The 22,047-nt window shown below is 42.2% G+C and carries 18 protein-coding genes; 10 read left to right on the plus strand and 8 right to left on the minus strand.

The genetic code is table 11. The features are described from left to right. Positions 1 to 5: 5 nt before the first annotated feature. Positions 6 to 644 carry a MarC family protein gene (locus LX64_RS01770; protein ID WP_111596325.1) on the plus strand — a complete coding sequence of 213 codons (639 nt, stop codon included), beginning with the start codon at positions 6 to 8 and terminating at the stop codon, positions 642 to 644. A 64-nt stretch (positions 645 to 708) separates the two neighbouring features. Here the strand turns inward: LX64_RS01770 and LX64_RS01775 are convergent, their stop codons facing one another. Both LX64_RS01775 and LX64_RS01780 read right to left on the minus strand, forming a co-directional pair. Further along, positions 709 to 1,992 carry a serine hydroxymethyltransferase gene (locus tag LX64_RS01775; RefSeq protein ID WP_111595883.1) on the minus strand — a complete coding sequence of 428 codons (1,284 nt, stop codon included), beginning with the start codon at positions 1,990 to 1,992 and terminating at the stop codon, positions 709 to 711. A gap of 73 nt (positions 1,993 to 2,065) precedes the next feature. Continuing rightward, a complete protein-coding gene (locus tag LX64_RS01780; protein ID WP_158538501.1) occupies positions 2,066 to 2,470 on the minus strand; it encodes a transmembrane 220 family protein in 405 nt (134 codons plus the stop codon). Between the two features lie 1,195 nt (positions 2,471 to 3,665). On the opposite strand from LX64_RS01780, the gene LX64_RS01785 reads away from it, so the two are divergent. From LX64_RS01785 to eboC, 3 genes are all read left to right on the plus strand, one after another. Beyond that, a complete protein-coding gene (locus LX64_RS01785; RefSeq protein ID WP_111595885.1) occupies positions 3,666 to 4,556 on the plus strand; it encodes an EboA domain-containing protein in 891 nt (296 codons plus the stop codon). 63 nt (positions 4,557 to 4,619) lie between these two features. Further along, positions 4,620 to 5,606: a TatD family hydrolase gene (locus LX64_RS01790; protein WP_111595886.1), complete on the plus strand. Its 987-nt coding sequence runs from the start codon at positions 4,620 to 4,622 to the stop codon at positions 5,604 to 5,606. A 53-nt stretch (positions 5,607 to 5,659) separates the two neighbouring features. Continuing rightward, on the plus strand, positions 5,660 to 6,571 hold the full coding sequence (gene eboC, locus LX64_RS01795; RefSeq protein ID WP_211324709.1) for a UbiA-like protein EboC: 912 nt from the start codon (positions 5,660 to 5,662) through the stop codon (positions 6,569 to 6,571). A gap of 1 nt (position 6,572) precedes the next feature. Here the strand turns inward: eboC and LX64_RS01800 are convergent, their stop codons facing one another. The 3 genes from LX64_RS01800 to LX64_RS01810 form a co-directional block, all read right to left on the minus strand. Beyond that, positions 6,573 to 7,001 carry a hypothetical protein gene (locus tag LX64_RS01800; protein WP_111595888.1) on the minus strand — a complete coding sequence of 143 codons (429 nt, stop codon included), beginning with the start codon at positions 6,999 to 7,001 and terminating at the stop codon, positions 6,573 to 6,575. A gap of 121 nt (positions 7,002 to 7,122) precedes the next feature. Further along, positions 7,123 to 7,761, minus strand: a complete 639-nt coding sequence (locus LX64_RS01805) for a response regulator (protein ID WP_111595889.1) — start codon at positions 7,759 to 7,761, stop codon at positions 7,123 to 7,125. A 17-nt stretch (positions 7,762 to 7,778) separates the two neighbouring features. Continuing rightward, complete coding sequence (locus LX64_RS01810) at positions 7,779 to 9,800, minus strand: tetratricopeptide repeat-containing sensor histidine kinase (RefSeq protein WP_111595890.1); 2,022 nt, start codon at positions 9,798 to 9,800, stop codon at positions 7,779 to 7,781. Between the two features lie 594 nt (positions 9,801 to 10,394). Between LX64_RS01810 and LX64_RS01820 the strand changes: the two genes are divergently transcribed. From LX64_RS01820 to LX64_RS01835, 4 genes are all read left to right on the plus strand, one after another. Beyond that, a complete protein-coding gene (locus tag LX64_RS01820) occupies positions 10,395 to 11,567 on the plus strand; it encodes a 3-dehydroquinate synthase (protein ID WP_111595892.1) in 1,173 nt (390 codons plus the stop codon). Between the two features lie 94 nt (positions 11,568 to 11,661). Beyond that, positions 11,662 to 12,876, plus strand: a complete 1,215-nt coding sequence (gene eboE, locus LX64_RS01825) for a metabolite traffic protein EboE (RefSeq protein ID WP_111595893.1) — start codon at positions 11,662 to 11,664, stop codon at positions 12,874 to 12,876. 24 nt (positions 12,877 to 12,900) lie between these two features. Next, positions 12,901 to 14,268: an alkaline phosphatase family protein gene (locus LX64_RS01830; protein WP_111595894.1), complete on the plus strand. Its 1,368-nt coding sequence runs from the start codon at positions 12,901 to 12,903 to the stop codon at positions 14,266 to 14,268. Positions 14,269 to 14,500: 232 nt separating this feature from the next. Then, positions 14,501 to 15,847 (plus strand): Gfo/Idh/MocA family oxidoreductase, encoded by a 1,347-nt coding sequence (locus LX64_RS01835; RefSeq protein ID WP_111595895.1) that lies wholly within the window; start codon positions 14,501 to 14,503, stop codon positions 15,845 to 15,847. A 68-nt stretch (positions 15,848 to 15,915) separates the two neighbouring features. Here LX64_RS01835 and LX64_RS01840 read toward each other — a convergent pair whose 3' ends face one another. The 3 genes from LX64_RS01840 to LX64_RS01850 all read right to left on the minus strand — a co-directional run bounded on the left by LX64_RS01840 (position 15,916) and on the right by LX64_RS01850 (position 19,658). Beyond that, positions 15,916 to 16,215: a hypothetical protein gene (locus LX64_RS01840; protein ID WP_111595896.1), complete on the minus strand. Its 300-nt coding sequence runs from the start codon at positions 16,213 to 16,215 to the stop codon at positions 15,916 to 15,918. A gap of 134 nt (positions 16,216 to 16,349) precedes the next feature. After that, on the minus strand, positions 16,350 to 18,113 hold the full coding sequence (locus tag LX64_RS01845) for a DUF885 domain-containing protein (RefSeq protein ID WP_111595897.1): 1,764 nt from the start codon (positions 18,111 to 18,113) through the stop codon (positions 16,350 to 16,352). 177 nt (positions 18,114 to 18,290) lie between these two features. Beyond that, positions 18,291 to 19,658: a 3-keto-disaccharide hydrolase gene (locus LX64_RS01850; protein ID WP_111595898.1), complete on the minus strand. Its 1,368-nt coding sequence runs from the start codon at positions 19,656 to 19,658 to the stop codon at positions 18,291 to 18,293. A gap of 402 nt (positions 19,659 to 20,060) precedes the next feature. On the opposite strand from LX64_RS01850, the gene LX64_RS01855 reads away from it, so the two are divergent. Together LX64_RS01855 and atpG are read left to right on the plus strand one after the other, a co-directional pair. Then, entirely contained in the window at positions 20,061 to 20,642 is a 582-nt protein-coding gene (locus tag LX64_RS01855; RefSeq protein WP_111595899.1) for a DJ-1/PfpI family protein, read from the plus strand. A gap of 413 nt (positions 20,643 to 21,055) precedes the next feature. Further along, positions 21,056 to 21,937, plus strand: a complete 882-nt coding sequence (gene atpG, locus LX64_RS01860) for an ATP synthase F1 subunit gamma (protein WP_111595900.1) — start codon at positions 21,056 to 21,058, stop codon at positions 21,935 to 21,937. The last annotated feature ends 110 nt before the right edge of the window (positions 21,938 to 22,047 follow it).

Consider the following 22,047-nt stretch of genomic DNA (forward strand, 5'->3'; position numbering starts at 1 on the left):
TGCCTATGTACCAATCTTACTTAGAATTTGCGGTCACGGTTTTTCTAGGCTTTTTTGCCATTGTTAATCCTATTTCCAATATCCCGGTCTTCATTAATTTAACGGCGTATATGAACGACGAACGCCGCAAACAAATCGCTTTCCGCGCTTGCCTCATAGCGTTTTGTATCATCGTGGTATTCAGTGTTGCCGGGAAGTTTATCTTTTACGTATTCGGTATTACCCTCGCCGCCTTGCGGGTCACGGGTGGTATACTTGTTTTCGTGATAGGTTATCAAATGATCATGGGCAACGATAACAATACCAATGTGAATAAAGGAGTAAAAGACGATGTGCAGCCCGACCAAGGCATTAGCATGGCCATAACCCCGTTGGCTATGCCGTTAATGGCCGGTCCGGGTACTATTACGACTGCCATGAGTTTCTCTGCCAGTAAGAATATTACGCACTTGGTAATGGTGATATTGATTTACGGGTTATTGGCATTGATTGCTTATGCGTGTTTTTTAAGTGGGAAAAGAATTGTGAAGTTGATCGGGGAAAACAGCATGTTGGTGATTACTAAAATGATGGGCCTGATTCTATCAGTGATCGGGGTTCAAATGTTTGCACAAGGCGCCAACGAACTATTTCATTGGAAGTGATATAAAATGAAAAAGGCCTCTACTTTGTAGAGACCTTTTCGCTTCAATATATTAACCGGCAAAACTATGCGCCCATTTCTGGGTACAAAGAGAATTGCTGCATGAATTCGTTTACTTCACCTCTTACTTTCGTGATAGTACTTTCGTTATCAGCATCCATCAACAACTGATCGATCCAGTTAACGATCAATGGCATGTGTTCAGCTTGCATACCGCGGGTAGTGATAGCAGGTACACCTACACGGATACCAGACGTAACGAATGGAGATTTATCGTCGAATGGCACCATGTTTTTGTTGATGGTGATATCGGCTTTTACTAATGTTTGTTCAGCTTTTTTACCACTGATGTTTTTATTGCGTAAATCGATCAACAACAAGTGGTTATCTGTACCACCAGAAACGATTTGGTAACCTTTTTCTAAGAAGCTGGTTGCCATTGCTTGCGCGTTGGTGATAACTTGTTTAGCATAAGTTGTATAGTCGTCGCTCAAGATTTCGAAGAAAGAAACTGCTTTAGCGGCAATAACGTGTTCTAATGGACCACCTTGGATACCAGGGAAAACGGCTGTATCGATGAGGTTGCTCATCAAGCGTGTTTCACCTTTAGGGGTTTTCAAGCCGAATGGGTTTTCGAAATCTTTACCCATCATAATCATACCACCACGAGGGCCACGCAAAGTTTTGTGCGTAGTTGTGGTTACGAAATGACAATGATCGAATGGAGAGTTCAATAAACCTTTAGCGATTAAACCGGCAGGGTGAGCGATATCCGCCATTACAAATGCACCGATTTTGTCAGCGATTGCACGGATACGAGCATAATCCCAATCTCTTGAATAAGCAGATGCACCGCAAATAATCACTTTTGGTTTCTCTTCCAAAGCAATTTTCTCCATTGCATCGTATTCAACACGACCAGTTTCTTTATTTACACCGTAGAATAACGGTTGGTAGATTTTACCAGAAAAGTTTACTGCAGAACCATGTGTTAAGTGGCCGCCCATGCTTAAATCGAGGCCCAAGATTTTATCGCCTGGTTGCAAAATGGCTAAAAATACAGAAGCATTCGCTTGTGCACCAGAGTGTGGTTGCACGTTTACGTATTCAACACCAAAAATCTCTTTTGCCCTGTCAATGGCCAATTGTTCACTCAAATCCACAACTTCACAACCGCCATAATACCTTCTACCAGGATAACCTTCGGCGTATTTGTTGGTCATAACGTTACCCATGGCTTGCATTACTTGCAAGCTGGTAAAGTTTTCAGAAGCAATCAGCTCAATGCCGTGGCGCTGTCTTTCCAGTTCCTGGCGAATGATGTCGAAAATTTGCTGGTCTCTTTGCATGGTGCTTTAAAATTTCGCACAAAATTAAAAAATCGCTACATCAAATACAATGATGATTTGCCGAAATCCCAGTTTAACTGCGCTTTACTTCAATTCTTTTGGCCTTATTTCGCTTTTGTTGATCATATATATAATTCAATAATAATGCAATGATTAATAAAAACAAGCCAAAGAATTCCCGTGTTTCCTCGATCCAAGGCTGATCTGCCACCATGGTTTGCGTAATACTTTCCGCTTCATGTGCCGTAGCCCAGCTTAAAACCCCGTCGCGGTCGAAGAATAAGTATACAGCATATATTAAATACACCGCAATGCCACCCAAGTACCAAAGCCTATAAAATTTGCCTTTGGCAGCTAAGGCACACAATACGGCAGTATATAAATATATAGGCATCCAGATATAGGGATCAAGATCATTATATTGTAGTCCTGCGAATATAACAAACAGCACAGCGGCGATTATATTAAATAACTTCATAGGTTGCATTCGTTTAGTTGGATGGCTAACTTACAGTAAATCGACCACTTCTCTATGTTAATCTTTAAAACATTTTTTGCAGAATATTTGCATTTTTGAAAATATTCACATAGTTTTAATGCACTAAAAGTTGCCAATAACATTTTGCTAGGAAGTACACCCTAGTAAATCGTACAGCAAAATTTTTTTAAACCAAAATCTAAGCAATTTATTAAAGACGTTTGTCGTTATAAGTTCCACTTTATGAAATGCAGGGGAACACATGCTCTTTGTTGCATTTCATCAGAAAAATCACCAAGTTTTATTCCGAGCACGAGCCAAGCCGCCAAGATTTTTAGGCACTATTTTAGTATAAGTAAATAGAGGTTCTGTACAGGATAAGTTGACAGATAGGAAAACAGCACCAGTTGTAATTTATTTTACTGTGTGTAAAGGCCAGGTTTACTGGATGTTACATGCGGTTAGAAAGTTGGTAGTAAGAGATCTATAAAATAGCACATAGAGGTGAAATGGTTCATTCGTAATTTTTTCTATATTGCAACCGATGTAGAGGAAAGGGAGTCAACCAAGAAACTACAAGCTAAAGAAGACACAAATCTACTGCTAACTATTCACACGTAATTTATATGCAAAATATTCATGCATCGGCTCATTGAGCCCTGCATAAAGAGAATCCTGGTTACTAATCAGGTTTTAGAATGGCGGAAGGAGAGGCACTTGTTGCCTCTCTTTTATTTTATACTATACTACATAAGTGGCAGTTTTTACACTTTAATCTCCCCCTTCGTATTTCCTTATTTTATTACAAATCCCCGTTACTTCCCGGTATTACTGGCAATTCGGATTCCTACGCAATTGCTTCACGCACTGCGGTGTATAACACAAAGAGAGGAATATTTTGTTCTGATGTTTATGTTATTTTGGGTTAGCCGGTAACATATCACACAAACGGTGCATTTATGTAAGAGAAAATATTTTTTCTCAACCATTCGGCGTTAGTTTGTGTCTATATGTGTGAGAAAATGCAGCTCATTGATTATAAAAATCCAGCCATGCTTATTTGCACAACATTCATCGGTAGAATACTACCAGTTGTAATGCTAAACTGGCGGTTGTGATTAAATTTTGACTGCTCACCATTTTTAAAATTTGTTTTATAAAGTTTCATTTACTTTTAGCGCTATAGGATTCGGTTATGGGAAAGGAGTTTGTATACGACCAGGGGGCATTTCGCTCATTATTAGAAGATCTTTTGTTCACGTATGCTTCTGAGCAAGGAAAACAATGGCTTGACGGAAAATTAGGACAATATGCCGCGCAGTTTGTTAAATCGCAGTTTAACGCCACGTTTTCAGCCATTCCACGGTTCGTTGGTAAACAGGTGATTACGCTAAGTACACAAGAAGCCGAAAAACTAGATGCACTCGTGCCCGGGTTTTCTGCTTTGCCACTTAGTATCGACCGCCTCGCGCGTACCTGGTGGATCTTGCAAGTGCCTACCAACAATGAAGATCAATACATTACTACGATCGAACCATTGTTCCTCGCCGCTGAAATGAATGAACTAGTAACACTTTATAGGGCTTTACCATTGTTGGCTTTTCCGTCGCATTGGACGCACCTTACTTCGGAAGGTATTCGTTCAAATATTGCTTCGGTACAGGATGCGGTGATGTTACAAAATCCATATCCAGCAAGCTATCTCAATGAAAATGCTTGGAACCAATTAGTGCTCAAAGCCATTTTTACAAATAAACCGGTACACCAAATCATTGGTCTCGACGAACGTGCCAATGCTTCCCTAGCACTCGTTCTCAGCGATTATGCTCATGAACGTTGGGCAGCCGGAAGAACCGTAGATCCCATGTTGTGGCGATTAGTCGGTCCTTTTATCAATGAAAAAAACTTGCCCGACATCACGAGGGTGTTGCAAGCTGAAAATAATGTGGAACGAGAAGCCGCAGCTTTAGCCTGCGCCGCAGCCGATTATCCACCCGCCAAAACATTGTTGCAGCAATCTAACTTGGCACAAGCCGTAGAAAATGGTTCCCTCACATGGAACACGGTCGCTAGCCGTTTAATATAGCAGAGAAAAAAAATAATTTATCAAGTTCGTTCTACCAAAAGAACGGTGTAATTCAGTGCATATATGTGTTGCAGTCATCAACTTTCTGAAAAAGATTTACAACCTATCACTGCCCAAGCAGGATGGCAAGAAAATATTAAAGGCATGCGCTTCTTTGATCCGCATGTGCATATGACAGCCCGAACAACCGACGATTACCAAGCCATGGCAGATGCCGGCGTAGTAGCTATTATAGAACCGGCCTTTTGGCTAGGTCAACCCAGGACAGGGGTCGATACCTTCCGCGATTATTATGCGAGCTTGGTAGGTTGGGAAAGATTTAGATCATCACAATTTGGTATCAAGCATTACTGTACAATCGGCTTGAATTCGAAAGAAGCAAACAATGAAAAATTAGCAGAGCAGGTGATGGAAATCCTACCGCTCTTTATCTACAAAGAAGGTGTTGTAGGTATCGGGGAAATTGGGTTTGATGATCAAACGGCGTTAGAAGAAAAGTATTACCGCGCACAACTCGAATTAGCAAAAGAGGCCAATCTCCCAGTACAAATTCACACCCCGCACCGCGATAAGAAAAAAGGAACACAAAGAAGCATGGACATCGCCATTGAACACGGCCTTGATCCCGCGATGGTAATCGTAGACCACAACAACGAAGAAACCGTGAAAGAAGTGCTCGACCGCGGATTTTGGGCTGCCTTCACCATTTACCCTTTCACGAAAATGGGGAACGAAAGAATGGTAGAAGTAGTAAAGCAATATGGTAGTAAAGGTATTATGATCAACAGTGCGGCCGATTGGGGTATTTCCGATCCGCTCGCTGTTCCGAAAACTGCCGCTTTAATGAAAGCGCATAATATCAGTATCCAAGACATAGAACTCGTTACATACCAAAACGCCATCACTGCATTCGCACAAAGCGGGCAGATCGATGTAGCCGATTTTGATGCAGTAAAGAATATCGACCAAAGTTTAGATTATAACGGTAGTCGTGTATTACGTGGTGGCCAACAGCCGCGCATCGCGAAGGATTCGATCTTTATCAGGTAGTTAGATGAAAGTAGTATTATTTATCCTCAACCATATGAAAACCTAGTTATACAGTGCAGTATATAAAATATAAACTATTAGGTTATTTACGCTTGATGCGGCCGGCGAATATTTTAACTGCTGTGGCCGATATTCTAGCGGGCGTGGCCATTGCTGGCTTCGCCGTACACCCTTTATGGGGGAATATAGATGCGATTTTGCAAATCACTTGCATTTGCTTGGCGGCGTTCGGCTTGTATGGCGGTGGCGTGGTGTTCAATGATGTATTCGACGCTGATTTGGATAGCGTTGAACGTCCAGAAAGGCCCATCCCAAGCGGCATCGTTTCCAAAACACAAGCAATTATCCTCGGCGTATATTTACTCACCATCGGGGTACTGGCAGCTTTCACCATTAGCCAACTAACAGGTGCTATTGCTATCGGTATTGCCGCTGCCGCTTTGATTTATAACAAATGGGGAAAACATCATAGCGTCCTTGGGCCATTGAATATGGGCCTCTGCCGTGGCTTAAACCTACTCATGGGTATCAGCATCGTTAACGATGCTGTTGAAACAATGGGGTGGCTCGCCTTCTTGCCTATTTTGTATATCAGTGCTATAACATTGATTAGCCGGGATGAAGTACATGGCGGTAATGTGGGCCCTTTACGTATAGCGGCAGTGTGCTATATGATTGTGTATGCGATGATTTTAGGGGTAACCTACCATTTTCACCCTGAACGTATTTGGTTCGTGATTCCAATTGTATTGCTGTTCATCTTCTTAACCAATAAACCGTTATTAAAGGCAATGAAAGCACCTACAGGTCCTAATATTGGCGCATCTGTAAAAGGAGGTATTATTGCTATGATTGTAATGGATGCAGCATGGGCAGCCGGTTTCGCAAATACGCCTTACGCGATTTCCGTCATTATCTTGTTGCCCATTTCCATGTATATCGGGAAGCTGTTTGCAGTAACGTGATTTACTCTTGGACGTAGATGGATGTTTCACCTTTTTCTTCATCCAACAAATACAATTGCGTTTTATTTTCCACCGATTTTATTTGCCATACGAATAACTGTGGTGGCGATTTCCATCCTTCATCCTTTTTACCGGCTACATACATCGATTGCGGGTGAAGTTGTAATAACGAATCTTCCAATAAAAAGTAGCCCACAACATCCGATACAGCCTTCGGTTGCTTAGCAGTTAGTTGTATTTCGGAATGAATGGTAAAACGGGCATTTGTTTCCAAGGTGAGTTTATGGGTGGCAGTAGACGAATTCATTAACCATGTACCCAAAACCGGCGATTCAATATCAGTTTTGATTTCTCCATCACCGATAGAACGGTAACGGTTACATGCTGCTAAAAGGAGAACAAAAAGTAGGCAATAGATAACACGTTTCATGTTGAGCGATTGAAATAAAGAATGAGGTTTCGCTCAACTAAATAAAGACTTTTAGGTGCAACGCCACTGCGTTGTACTAAATTAACAGGGCGATCCGTATGCAGGGTCGCCCTGTTGTATTTTACTCCAATAAGCCTCGTTTCATGGCCTCTTTCACCAATCCCGCCGTGTTCTTCACCGCAAGTTTCTGCGTTAAATTCAACCGGTGAGTTTCCACTGTCCGTAAACTGATATACAGTTTATCCGCAATCTCCTGGTTCGTGAGTTCTTCAGTGATCAATTGTAAAATCTCCTTCTCACGGCGTGTTAAAGGAATGCCATTGGTGGATCGTTTTTGACCGGTAATGATTTCATTCAGTAAACTGTGCTTGATCGACTCGTCGAGGTATTGTTGCCCCATGTACACTTTTTCAATGGCATCTATCAATGTTTCCTCATCAGTGTTTTTCAGTAAATATCCCGATGCGCCATTACGTAACATTTGCTTGATGTAGTGCGATTCGGTGAAATTCGTGAGCGCAATCACCCTTAGTTGGTCATCTTGTTTACGCACACGTTTACATACTTCCATTCCATCAATGCCCGGCATTTGGATATCTAGTAATAACACATCTGGTGGGTTGACAGCCACTTCATCTAAAAACGTTTCGCCATCACGGGCGGTAAATACAATCTCGATTTGTGGATAAGGTGCTAACATGGTGGTTAATCCATTTATCACCATCACATGATCATCAACAATAGCTACTTTAATTTTCATACAATACTTTTTAGGGGTTAATTAAGTTGGGATGAGGGTACAAATACCCATCCTTCTAGTTTATCTATATCGAATTCAATATGTACAGTAGTACCTACGCCTAGCGCTGTTTCTACAACCACACTGCCTTGTAATGCTTTCATACGTGCTTGTAACGATTGCAATCCCATACCGTTTTTCGCAGCATCATCTTCATACCCAATACCATCATCTTCAACTGTAATCGACAACAAACTACCATGCAAACTAAGTTGCACCAAGGCTTGCGAAGCATGTGCATGTTTCACAATATTGTTCACCAATTCTTGCACTACCCGGTAAATAGATAGCTCGAAATTTGGATTGAAGCGCACTAAGTTGTTAGCTGCGAAAAATGTAATCTGCAAGGTTTGGCCATGACTCACATTCTTACAAAAGCGATGCAATGCTTCTGTTAAGCCATACCGCGATAATGTTTCTGGCATGAGGTTATGCGCCGTTTTACGAATCTCTTGCACTGCTTCATCCAACAAGCGCATGGCATGTGTATAACCGCCTACCGACTTCAATAATGGCATTTCGTGTTTTACTGCTGAAAAATGCATTTTTACAGCCGATAATAAGCCGCCTACACCATCGTGCAAATCTTTAGAAATACGCGATCGCTCTCTTTCTTCTCCTTGTACAATGGCTTCCAATACCTGTACTTCTCTTTGCTTGCGGATGGTTTGAAGCTTCTCCAAATGTAAGCGCTGGCGATCCCGGAATTTACCCACGATGATGATGGCAATAATGACCAAAAAAGAAAGCGCCAAAAGCGCAATGGTGAGCCACTTATTTTTTGCTTGAATTTGCAAGTCCATCTTAGTGAGTTCAAGCTGCTTTTGTGCAAGGTCTTTATCTTTTCGAGCGGTAGCATATTGGATTTCCAGTTGATGCACATTTTGCCTTGTATCAATACTTAATAAAGAATCTTTTACTTGCTCATATTCCTTTCTAAACCCCAATGCAGCCAAAGGTTCCGCCAAGGCTTCTTTATTTTCCGATGCAGTTAAAAATGCATCTTTTAACTCGTAACTCGCATGCATCTTTTTCGCTAAAGCAATACTTTCCATGATGTATTGATCCGCTTCGCGGTAACGTTTCAATTTATGCAACGTTTGCCCTGTTCCTAGCAAGCCATATAAGCGGTGCTCTGCACTGGGAAACGTATCGGTAATGGCTAGTATTTTACCGTAAATTTGTTGGGCTACATCCAAGCGTTGCAACATGTCTGCTTCTATGCTGGCAATGTTAATCAGGCCGTCGAGTACCAAGGTATTATCGTCTAAAATATGACCAAGGGTGACCACATTCCTAAAAGTAAGCACTGCTTGTGTTGTTTGGCCGGTACGCGCTTGTGCAAAGCCAACATTTACCAAGCTCGATGCTAGCCCGAAGGTGTCTTTCAGTTGTACGGCTACCTCGTATCCTTTCTTGGCATACAACAAGCTTTTATCGTATTCATCTAAGCTTAAAAACACAGATGCTACGTTGTTGTATAAGATACGGGCATGGGGGCGATCCTTAAGTTTGTCGCTTAACGCAATGGCTTTCAAGTAATTCTCTACAGCGGCTTGCAAATTCCCGAGCTTTTGGTGTTCGTTTCCTACGTTATTGTAGGCCACAATAGCCTGTTGCTCATCGTGTAAGGATAGAAAAATGCTTAGTGCATCTTCAGCCACAGCCAAAGCCTCCTGGAAGGCACCTTTGTTATTCAGTACGTCGATGTAATAAGAAGCCCAAATCCCTTCTCCTTTTTTGAAACCAAGCTTTTTTGCAAGGGTTTTGCCTTTTGAAAGAAAGAATATGGCCGAGTCGGGAGCATTGTACACGAATTGGTTGGCGTACTTATAATACGCGATAACGGTGTTGGAATCTTGTTGTGAGGAAGCCATAATCGACCGCAGGCTGTCGTTTTGCCAAGCGTACGGCGGCCGCGCCGAAGCGTGATTGAAAATGAATCCACACAATAAACTAAATACGAAACCCCAAAGGGCTCGATTGTTGATCTTGCGCATAAAACATAGTGGTCGTACACGACCAATTTTATTTACACATATAAGCTGCACAACCTTGAAGAGGGTGATTTTGGGGTGGCACTTAATGTTCAATGTTAAGCAATGGTTCCTTCGTACCTGGGGCTTCGGAACAGCTGGGAAATGCTCCGTATAAGTACGTGACTACAAAAATCGGTATTTCCGCTAAAATGTGCAAGGGGGAAGTCCCCTAATTTTGTGAATGAAAATACACATGAGCGTTTAAGCGTATTGTTGTATAGAAGGAATAAAATGGGAAATCTTTACCGGGTGGGCGATTGAACGCATATTTATGATTGAATATGGCGGTTTAATGAAGTATCACCTAAGTATGTGGTTCTGTGATAAACGGAAAAATCGCCTGCCGGTAATGCTTATTGGGATAAAGATTTTAATAAAGCTGCATATAGATAGGGAGGCCAAACTTATCAAATTAACTCGTATAGGCTTGCATCTGCGAGCCTTTGATGCTATTTAACAGAACCGTTCGTACAGTTTCCGTCTTTGCTCCAAGTTTTTTTGTACATTAGCTACCTCGAAAAATATTTATCCTTTCTTATTTATACGGAACTGGGAATGTCGCATATACAACAATCATTCAGCGTGAAGTTTGAGTACAATGTGTTCTTTACTGAGCATTTGTTTAATTCAACAAACCCATTATTCGCGCAATTTTTAACGGACCATGCAGGGCAAGAGACCCGCAAAAAGCTATTGTTTGTGTTGGATGAAGGTGTGAAAAACGCTCATCCTGAACTTGATAAGCAAATCGGGGAGTATTGTGAACAACTACCAGGTTTTGAGCTGATGGAGGAAATCCTAGTGCTGCCAGGTGGTGAAGCGGTGAAGAATGATCTCCAATTATTCTATTGGCTCGTAAATGCCATCGAAGAACATGGTATCGATCGCCATTCATATGTAATTGCCATTGGTGGCGGTTCTGTACTCGATTTAGTAGGCTACGTGGCGGCAGTTTCGCATCGCGGGGTTAAACACATCCGCATTCCTACCACCGTGTTATCGCAAAATGATTCTGGAGTAGGGGTGAAAAATGGGATCAATTACCATGGAAAAAAGAACTTCCTCGGTACCTTTGCTCCACCGGTTGCAGTTTTTAATGATGCGACTTTCTTGTCCACTTTAGAAGAACGCGATTGGAGAAGTGGTATGTCGGAAGCTGTGAAAGTAGCATTGATTAAAGATGCTGCCTTCTTCGAATGGATGGAAGCCCATGCCGCAGAACTTACAGTAGCCGAGCCCAAAGCCATGCATCACATGATCTTCCGTTGTGCCGAACTACACGTTGCCCATATTTCCAGCGGCGACGCGTTTGAAAGTGGTTCATCTCGACCACTCGATTTCGGGCACTGGAGCGCACATAAACTTGAACAACTCACCGAATTCGAAATTCGCCACGGAGAAGCAGTTGCTATCGGCATTGCACTCGATAGTGTGTATTCGTACCTCGTAGGTTGGTTGCAGAAAGAAGAAATGCAGCGCATTATCGATTTATTGAAAACATTACGCTTGCCATTATATCACCCACTGTTGGAAACAACTGTGGATGAAGATGATGAAGAAGCAGAACCCAATATGAATATCTTAGCCGGATTGAACGAATTCCGCGAACATCTCGGTGGCCAACTTACCATCACGCTCCTCCGTAAAATCGGGCAAGGAGAAGAGGTCCACGAAATGGACGAGGAATTGTTACAAGAAGCTGTTAATATGCTGCGCGATCAATTATAAGCGCGCAGCCAAGTTTATCTATTGTTTCGTTTACTGTTGCCCCCCACGTTTTAAGCATTTCATCGTTTTTTTAGCCTAAACAGCATTTTGTATTATGAACACGTCATACGGGCACCTATCTTATTGCACAAACATTCATAGTGGCGAAAGTTGGAAAGATCATTTTGCACAATTACAGCAACATATCCCTGCTGTAAAAGCCGCTTTGAAAGTAAAAGAACCATTCGGAATCGGTTTAAGAGTATCGAACCTTGCCAGCTTAGAATTAAGTAAAGAAGAAAACTTAAGCGCTTTTAAAGCATGGTTACAGCAAGAAAATGCCTATGTTTTTACGATGAATGGGTTTCCATTCGGTGGTTTCCACGGAACAGTTGTAAAAGACAAAGTGCATGAACCCGATTGGCGCACACCCGAACGTGTAAACTATACCATCCGCCTGTTTAGAATCTTAGCCGCCCTACTACCCGAAGGTACAGAAGGTGGTATTTCCACTTCCCCCCTCAGCTACAAACCTTGGAGCAACAAATGCTCCGAAGCACACGTGCAAATGATGGAAGCTTGTACACTTAATATGCTACTTGTTGTAGAACAACTTGTAAAAACGCATATGAGTGGTGGACCCTTTATGCACCTCGACGTAGAACCTGAGCCAGATGGAGTATTGGAGAATTCAAAAGAATATATCGACTGGTATTTTCAATATTTATTACCCTTAGGCGTACCGTTTTTAGTAGATAAATTGCAACTGAAAGAAGAACAAGCGGTAGAGGCTATAAAACGACATGTACAGCTCTGTTACGATGTTTGTCATTTCGCCATCTCATATGAAGATCCATTACGCGTATTCACCCGTTTATCATCGTATGGATTACGTACCGGCAAAATCCAAATCAGCGCAGCTCTCCAGGCAAATATGCCTAGCAACCCAGTTGCGCGGGAAGAGGTATTAACAGCCTTTTCCAACTTCAATGAACCAACGTATTTACACCAAGTCATTGCAAGAAAAAACGATGGCTATTTCATACAATATCCCGATTTGCCGGAAGCCCTTGCCGATGGCAAAAATCCTGCTGTAGAAGAATGGCGTGCACATTTCCACGTGCCCGTGTTTGTACAGGATTACGGGGTATTATCATCTACACAACAAGAAATCGTGAAAGTGCTGCAGAAGCAAAAAAACAAGCCTTTTACACAGCATTTAGAGGTAGAAACTTATACCTGGGATGTATTACCCCCTGCGTTGAGAACCGATATGAGTTTGGGAATCGCGCGGGAACTGAAATGGGTACTACAGCAATTTGAAATATAACGTAGATCATGTAATGGTTGCAAGATGAGAAAAACCGCAGTAATCGACATCGTGGGCCTCTCCTCATCCCTCATTGGAGAACATACGCCCTTTTTAAAGCAGTATGTGCAAAAGCACAAATTATCAACCATCGCACCCATGTTACCTGCCGTTACCACGAGCGTTCAAAGCACTTATTTAACTGGTAAATGGCCTGCCGAACACGGCATTGTTGGGAATGGATGGTATGATAGAACAGATTGCGAAATCAAATTCTGGAAGCAGTCTAATAAGCTCGTTGAGAGCGAAAAGATTTTCGAAAAGGCAAAAAAAATTGATCCACAATTTACCTGCGCCAAAATGTTCTGGTGGTACAATATGTACGCCAACGTGGATTTCAGCGTAACGCCACGCCCACAATATTTAAGCGATGGTAGGAAAATGCCCGATTGTTATTCTCACCCTGCCGGTCTGCGCGATAGGTTGCAAGCCACGCTAGGGCAGTTCCCATTGTTCAGTTTTTGGGGACCGAATGCGAATATCAAATCAACACAATGGATCGCGGATGCAGCCATCCTTACCGATGAATGGCATGCTCCTACTATGCAACTAATTTATTTGCCGCATTTGGATTATTGCTTGCAGAAATTCGGGCAAGATTTTACTAAAATCGCCCCCGAATTACAAGCCATCGATAAAGTAGTAGAAAAGTTGGTAAACTATTTCGAAAGCAAGAATGCCCGCGTAATTCTACTAAGCGAATACGGCATCACGAACGTTTCAAAACCAATCCACTTAAACCGCATCTTCCGCGAACATGGTCTCATTGCTGTACGTGAAGAACGTGGTACCGAGCTTCTCGATCCCGGCGCTTCTAAAGCCTTCGTAGTAGCCGATCACCAAGTAGCACATGTATACGTAAACGATCATAACGTACTCGGAAAAGTACGCGAGATGTTGGAAAAAGTACCGGGCATAGAATTGATTCTCGACCGTGATGGTAAACGCGAACACAATGTACAACACGATAGAAGCGGCGAGTTTGTGCTGATGGCCGATGCCGATAGTTGGTTCACCTATTATTATTGGGAAGATGATAAACGTGCACCTGATTTCGCGCGTATTGTTGATATCCACCGCAAACCTGGATACGACCCAGTAGAGATGTTCACCGATCCGAAAGACCCATTCGTGAAATTGAAAGTAGTAGGTAAACTCTTGAAAAAGAAACTTGGCTTCCGCTACCTCATGAACGTCATTCCACTCGATGCAACGTTAATTAAAGGTTCACACGGGCGCGTACATCCCAATAAAGCGTTCCACCCAATTTACGTAAGCAATTTCAAACCCGCGCTAAGCGAATTGGAAGCAACAGATATCCACGATCTCATGTGGGATCATTTAGTAGGTTAAAATTTCTTCTACATATAGCATCCATCTCTACATAGTGGAGATGGATTTTTTTTATGCCGGTAAGCCGCCCTGTAATAACCACCTATCGAATATAATTTGATAATTCAAACCCTTTTTCTATATTCATGCAACCGATTGCAATTAAGCTTTATCCACGGAGCTTTCCACAATGTTGTAATTCGGTTGTATTTTATTCACGTTATCAACTAAAACTTGTACTTAATTCATCAATATGCAACGTAGAGATTTCCTTAAGAACAGCGCGGTTGCAGGCGTTGGCGCTGCTGGGCTGACTATCCTGAATTTTCCTGTTTTCGGTAAGAACGCACCGAGTAATAAAATTGTATTAGGCGTAATGGGTGTAAACTCGCGCGGTAACTGGCTTGCACAAGTAGCTGCTAAATTACCGGGTGCCGAAATCGGCTATATCTGCGATGTAGAAGATGGCGCGATTGATAAAGGTTTGAAAGCGGTGGCTTCTTCACAAGAAAAGAAACCACAAGTAATCAAAGATATTCGCAAACTCGTAGAGGTAAAAGATGTAGATGCTATTATCATTGCTTCTCCCGACCATTGGCACGCTCCTGCTGCTATTATGGCTGCGGCTGCCGGTAAACATGTGTATGTGGAAAAACCTTGCTCGCACAATGCGGCAGAAGGTGAATTACTTGTGAAAACTGCCCGTAAATATAACAGGCACGTACAAATGGGTAACCAACGTCGTTCTTGGGTAAATATGCAGAACGCGGTAAAAGAGGTGAAAGAAGATAACATTATCGGTAGAGTATTCTATGGTCGTGGTTGGTATGTGAATAACCGTGCGCCTATTGGTGTAGGTAAGAAAATTGCTGTACCAGGTACCCTCGATTGGAATTTATGGCAAGGTCCTGCTCCACGTATGGATTATTTAGATAACATTGTTCACTATAACTGGCACTGGCGCTGGCATTGGGGTACTTCCGAAACTTGTAACAATGCTACACACGAATTAGATTGTATGCGTTGGTTCATGGATGTTGATTTCCCTACGAAGGTAACTTCTGCCGGTGGACGTTATGCTTATTCGGGCGACGATTGGCAAACACCAGACACGCAAACACTCAATTTCGAATTCACCGGCAATAAATCTATCTCTTGGGAAGGCCGTAGCTGTTCTGCTTTCAATTTAGAAGGTAGCGGTCGTGGTTTTACTTTGTTTGGTGAAAATGGTAGCTTGTATTGTGGTGGCGGCGATTCTTATAAGATCTTTGATGTGAAAGGTAAGTTGGTGAAAGAAGTGAAACAAGCTGATGCTGCTGCAAATCAAAACGTAGTAAACACCGTGTCTCCTGCCGGTGAACAAAGCGATGCTATTCACATTCAAAATTTCCTCGACACCATCCGCGGTAACGCGAAGTTAAATTCCGAAATCGCGGAAGGTCACAAAAGTACGATGCTTTGCCACTTGGGTAACATTGCTCAACGTAGTAACAGCATTTTACAATGCGATCCTAAAAACGGTCATATTCTCAACAACAAAGAAGCGGCTGCTAAATATTGGGGCAGAACTTACGAGAAAGGCTGGGAGCCAAAAGGTTAATAACACAACTTTTATAACAAAACACCCAACCGCTTTGTAGCTGGTTGGGTGTTTTTATTTTTATAGTATTATACAACTTTTTTCTTCCGCAACGAGAGATACAATATGCCCAATGGCAATAAAATGAAAAAAGAAATAAAGAAAACCCCGGTAGCCGGTAATACGATGTCACCTGCTCCATAGAGGTCTGTAAGTATAATAACAGCAGGCAAAACTGTACAAGTTACAAAGGCCGAAAACACCGTAATAAAGTATATGATCTTATCAAAAGTCCGAACTAAGGGATGCTTTATTTCGAGTGTTCTTAATGCGTATAATATACCGAAGAACGAGCCAATGCCCAACAAGGCAAATGCTATAAAATGCATAGGGATATAAATTGAATGAGAAATAAACTACCTATTCCATTACAACATAACATTGAACCTGGAATGCAAGAAAATTACAAAAGTTATTGCATAAAAAAGGCTATCAAATTGATAGCCCTTATCTCAAAAATGTATTATTGCTTCGACCAATTCTGCATCTTCATTTCTAACACCGATAAAGGTAAACACCCACCATCTAACAACGCATCATGGAAGGATGATAGCTTGAATTTATCGCCCATAGCGGCTGTATATTTCTTACGTAACGACTGGATTTTCAATTCTCCAATCTTATACGATAATGCCTGCGCAGGAATGGCCATGTAACGTTCAATCTCGGCTGTGGCTTCATGTTCAGAAACCGGTTCATTATCCATCATGTATTTAATCGCTTGCTCACGCGTCCAACCTTTATGATGCATACCGGCATCTACTACCAAGCGAATAGCACGGTGAATTTCATCAGTTAAACGACCAAAGTACATATAAGGGTTCGTGTATAATCCTAGCTCTTTACCCAAGCTTTCGCAATAGAGTGCATACCCTTCACCATAAGCCCCCATCCAACTAAAGCGACGAAGCTTAGGTAAACTGTCGTTCTCTTGTTGTATAGATATTTGGAAGTGATGACCCGGAATGGCTTCATGTAAGAACAAGCACTCCATACCTGTGTACGAGAATTGTTTGGCATCTAAAATCGGCACGTAGAATATGCCCGGCCTACTACCATCTGCACTTCCTTGAATATATTCCGCACTAGCAGAAGCTGCACGGAAGGCTTCTGTTTGGCGTACTTCAAATTTCGTTTTCGGTAAGTGCCCATACATCGCCTTTACACGGGGCATAATCTTCGCTTCAATGGCTTTAAACGAATCGATCACCGCTTGTGGCGTATTGAATATCTTGAACTGTTTATCATTCCTTACAAACTCAAAAAACGCAGGTAGGTCACCTTTAAATCCAACACTTGTTTTCACTTGTTCCATTTCACTACGAATACGCGCTACTTCCTGTTCTCCCGTTGTAAATATTTCATCGGGCGTTTGATCAGTGGTAGTCCAGGATTTAACCAAGAATTGATAGTAGGCTTTGCCATCCGGTACACCTTCTATACCACTTGTTGTACGTGCTTTAGCGAGATATTCAGTAGAAAGAAAATCGGCTAGTTTCTGGTAAGATGTAATTACGTATTGTTGAATGGCCTCGCGGTAGGCTGCGCGTGTTGCAGCTGGTAAATCGCTAGGTGGTGTGTTAATGGGTTGGAAGAAAATGTTTTTCGCAGAATCGTTGATTGCTAATTCCTTTACTTGCGGGATCACTTTCAACACCAATGCTTTCGGTTGTACATAGCCCAACGATATGCCTTTACGCATGTTAGCAATGGCTGTGTCCGTCCACACTGCAAACTGCTTCATCCGGGAAATAAAATTCAAATAATCTTGCTCCGTTTTAAATGGCTGCGCACTACTGCCAGATCCCAATTGTGGGAAGGTTAAAGTTAAACTCGAGAACTGGTTAATGGGCATTAAGTTGTCGTGGAATTGCAACCCGGCTTTCCCTAATTCCAATTCTCGCGCTAATACGAGGTAGCTGATTTTGTCATTTTCTACCATGCCCACCGTATCAATCATAGCCAAGGAATCTTGATAACGTGTATATACCGAATCCAAGTGCGCGCGGAATCCTTCACTAATATCTATGTTTAAACGATCGTTATAACGCGTTTCACTATTGAACGTGGCATCAACAGGGAATAATTGCAATTTCTCTTCGTAATATGTTTCTAACAATAAATGCAAGGCATCGGCCTGCTGTATGACTTTATATTGCGAAGATGGCTGTTTACATGCCGCCAACAAACAAGCTAACAGCGGCAAAGCAAAGTAACGAAAACGCATGAGGTATCAATTTTATGCATAGGTAGGAAAAAATTGCATATGGGCCTTTGCCTCCTATGGAAAACCTGTGAATTCGTTATCTATTCACCTATGCACAAAAAAAACATCCCGAAGAATCGGGATGTATGTGAAAACAGTGAACAATGAAATAGCATCGCTACTATTTCAACTTCTTTATTATTTAGATAATACTTTAATCTTAATGCTTTTGAAGCTCACGCTATTACCGTGGTCTTGCAAAAGAATACGACCTTCTTTCGCCATACCGAAGTTTGGCCAATCGGCGTATTTACTACGTGCAACCAGCGCTTTGTAGATATTATCACCACGTTTGTAGCTCACCACTTTATGGCCGTTCAACCAATGTTCTACGCGGTTGTCGGGATATACTACAACACGACCGTGGTTCCATTCACCTACTGCTTTGTGCGAGTTAGTGAAGTGCATAGCAGGAATAAGGTCGTATAACGAGCCGAGGGTACGGTTGCCTACAGCGCCGAGTTTTGCATCGGGGTGTTTCGCATCGTCGAGAATTTGGTATTCCAAGCCGATAGCAGAGCCGGTATTTTTCTCGCTTTCAGTTACGAAGTATTTCACGCCTGAGTTAGCACCTTCTGTTAATTTGAAATCGAACTCCAAATCGAAAGCAGTAAACATTTCATCTGAAACAATATCACCACCGTTGGTAGATTCTGCTCCATCGCTAGGTAATACATTCAAAGTGCCATCTTTAATTTCCCAACCTTTCGCGGGGAAGGTCGTTTTATAAGCACCTCTCCAACCTTTTGTAGAAGTACCGTCCCACAATAAACGGTAACCGTTTTTCTGTTCTTGTGGAGAAATATTATTAGGAAGATTATTTACTACGTAAACATCGTCGTATGGTGATAATTGTGATGGCGCTGGGTTTTCCATGATGCGGATATTTCTCCAACGGATCGTTTTACCTTCATCGGCTTTGTTATTACCAATACCATGTACTTGTAAAGCAATGAAACCGGTAGGCAATTCAGCATCTACTACATGCGCAGCAGGTACGCCGTTGATAAAGGTGCGAATTTCGTTGCCATTACATTCAATACGGTATTTGTTCCAAGTGCTGGCTTTGTAGGCTTTTTGCGCAACTGGGTTTAAGTCGAGTGGATATAACCAACCCCTGCGGCCTTCCTCATAAATACCACCGCTCCAAGCTCTTTCGCTAGGATCGATTTCCATTTGATAACCGAATACTCGGCCATTTTGGTAATCGGCTTTGCTTTGAGAACGGAATTGGATACCTGAATTGAAGTCTTGATCTAGTTTATACTCCAACTCTAAAATGAAATTGCCATAGTCTTTTTCAGTAGCAAGAAAGGTATTGGGGGTGCCGGTGATAGTGGTACCAATAATTTCCTTGTCTTTCACAACGTAAGATGCTTTACCGCCGAGCTGTTTCCATCCTTTCAAATCTTTACCATTGAAGAGCGGTTGCCACTTGCCGGGTTGTTGGGCATTGCTGCACAAAGCCAGTAGCAAGGCGGTTCCTAGCACGATGAACTTTTTCATGAACGTAAAATTTTTGTAAGCGCGTATGCTTTACAGGGGTGTAAGCGGCGCGTACAGTTGGTTAAGATAGTTACATTTTCCTTGGCAATACCCCGTTGCCATACTATTGCACCCGTGCAAAAGCGGGGCAATATAGTAACAATCTTTAAAAATTGCAATCGTTTGCAATTCTTTCAAACTTGTTCTAGTAGCCTGTTTTTAGAATCCCGGAGATTTTGGTTTTACACTCTGCATTCAACCAGGGACCGTTTGGCCGTTAAATTATAATAAAATCCTTTATTTCTATAGATTTCTACACGAACGGGTATTGCTCATCCCTCGTTATTTTGTTAACTTCATACAATGCCCACGCGGTTGTTAACTTGATTTAAATTTTATTCCACTTTTTAAAACTAGATAATTATGGCCCAAAAAAAGATCTTGTTCCTCACAGGAGATTATGCAGAAGATTACGAAACGATGGTTCCTTTCCAGATGTTACAAATGATTGGTCATGATGTGCATGCCGTTTGCCCGGGTAAAGCTGCAGGCGATAAAGTGATTACGGCAATTCACGATTTCGAAGGGGAACAAACTTATAGCGAGAAACGCGGGCATTACTTCGTGCTAAACACCTCCTTTTCAGATGTGCATGCCCAAGAGTATGATGCCATTGTACTCGCAGGTGGCCGTGCCCCGGAATATTTGCGCTTGGATAAAAAGGTACTGGAAATAGTAAGGCACTTCGCCGATGCCGATAAACCCATTGCTGCAATCTGCCACGGTATTCAAATATTAACCGCTGCCGATGTAGTACGCGGTAAAAAATTAACCGCCTACCCAGCCGTTGCACCCGAAGTAACCATGGCCGGGGGTACCTACGAGTCGGTAAACGTACACGAAGCAGTAGTAGACGGTAAATTAGTAACCGCCCCAGCTTGGCCGGCTCACCCAGCTTGGATAGCCGAATTCTTAAAAGTATTAGGTACGCAAATTACGCTATAATAACAAGTTATAAACTACAGGTACCCGGTGAAAAGCCCGCTTGCCTGTAGTTTCTCTGTACCCGCTCCGTACTTTCTCTGTAATCTCTCTGTAGTTTCTCTGTAGTTTGGCTATAACTACCTTATTCTCACCCTATTCCAAGCCTATCTTCTCCCTAGCTTCATCCTATCTTCACCTTATCTTTCCCTATTATCTCCCCATATTCCTCCTTATTCCCCTTACTAACTTCCTACATCTCAACTATCAATTCCCCTTCCTTTACTACGTAAAAACAGTATGTTTAACCCATTGAAAATGAGTGATAAATTTGTTTTTTAATTTTACCGCACAATCATTTCTAAATTATCCTTCCTTTACTTACCTTTGCAGCCAAATTGAAGGGCCTAAACCGCCTTATAAATATTTAAAAGCATATGTCTGGACAACTTAAAGAGGTTCGTAATCGTATAAAATCCATTCAGAGTACTCAGCAGATTACTAAAGCCATGAAAATGGTAAGTGCTGCTAAGTTAAAACGCGCACAAGATGCTATCATGCAAATGCGCCCCTATGCTGTAAAACTCCAAGAGATGTTGCAAAACATCGTGAGCAACAGCGAAGGAAGCATCAACAGTGCTTTGGCTGCTGAAAGACCCGTAGAAAACGTGTTGATCGTAGTAATTACTTCTGATAGAGGTCTTTGCGGTGCTTATAACACCAACTTGATCAAATTGGCCAAACAAACGATCCGTGAGAAATACTCCTCACAATTCGAAAAAGGTCATGTTACGATCATGCCAATCGGTAAAAAAGCATTCGAACATTTCACTAAGAACGGTTATACAGTAGATGCTACGCATTGGAAAATCTTCTCTGAATTGAGCTTCGATTCAGTAAGAGCTGCCGCTGCTACCGCTATGGAAGGTTTCGTTAAAGGTAAATACGATGCTGTTGAAATTATCTACAGCGAATTCGTAAACGCCGCTACCCAAACTTTTGTAGCTGAACAATTCCTCCCTATTGCTAAAGTTGAAAACAACAACAGCAATATGAAGGCCGACTTCATCTTCGAACCAGAAAAAGATACCCTCATCGCCGAGTTGATGCCTAAAATCCTCAACACCCAGTTCTTCAAATCTGTGCTCGATGCACACGCTTCTGAACACGGTGCGCGTATGACCGCTATGGACAAAGCTTCTGAAAACGCCAACGAATTACTCCGTAACCTCAAAATCTCTTACAACCGTGCCCGTCAAGCGGCGATCACGACCGAGTTAACGGAAATCGTAAGCGGTGCTGCTGCACTCGAAGCATAAGCCTAGCCAAGGTTTTGCACAAATAATACACAGATCTCATTTTATATTTTATAAAGAAGGTCAAAGACTGTAACTTAGTCTTTGACCTTCTTTTTGTTAGTGAAGTTCGA

It is taken from the genome of Chitinophaga skermanii (assembly GCF_003259335.1).
GTDB classification, from domain to species: domain Bacteria; phylum Bacteroidota; class Bacteroidia; order Chitinophagales; family Chitinophagaceae; genus Chitinophaga; species Chitinophaga skermanii.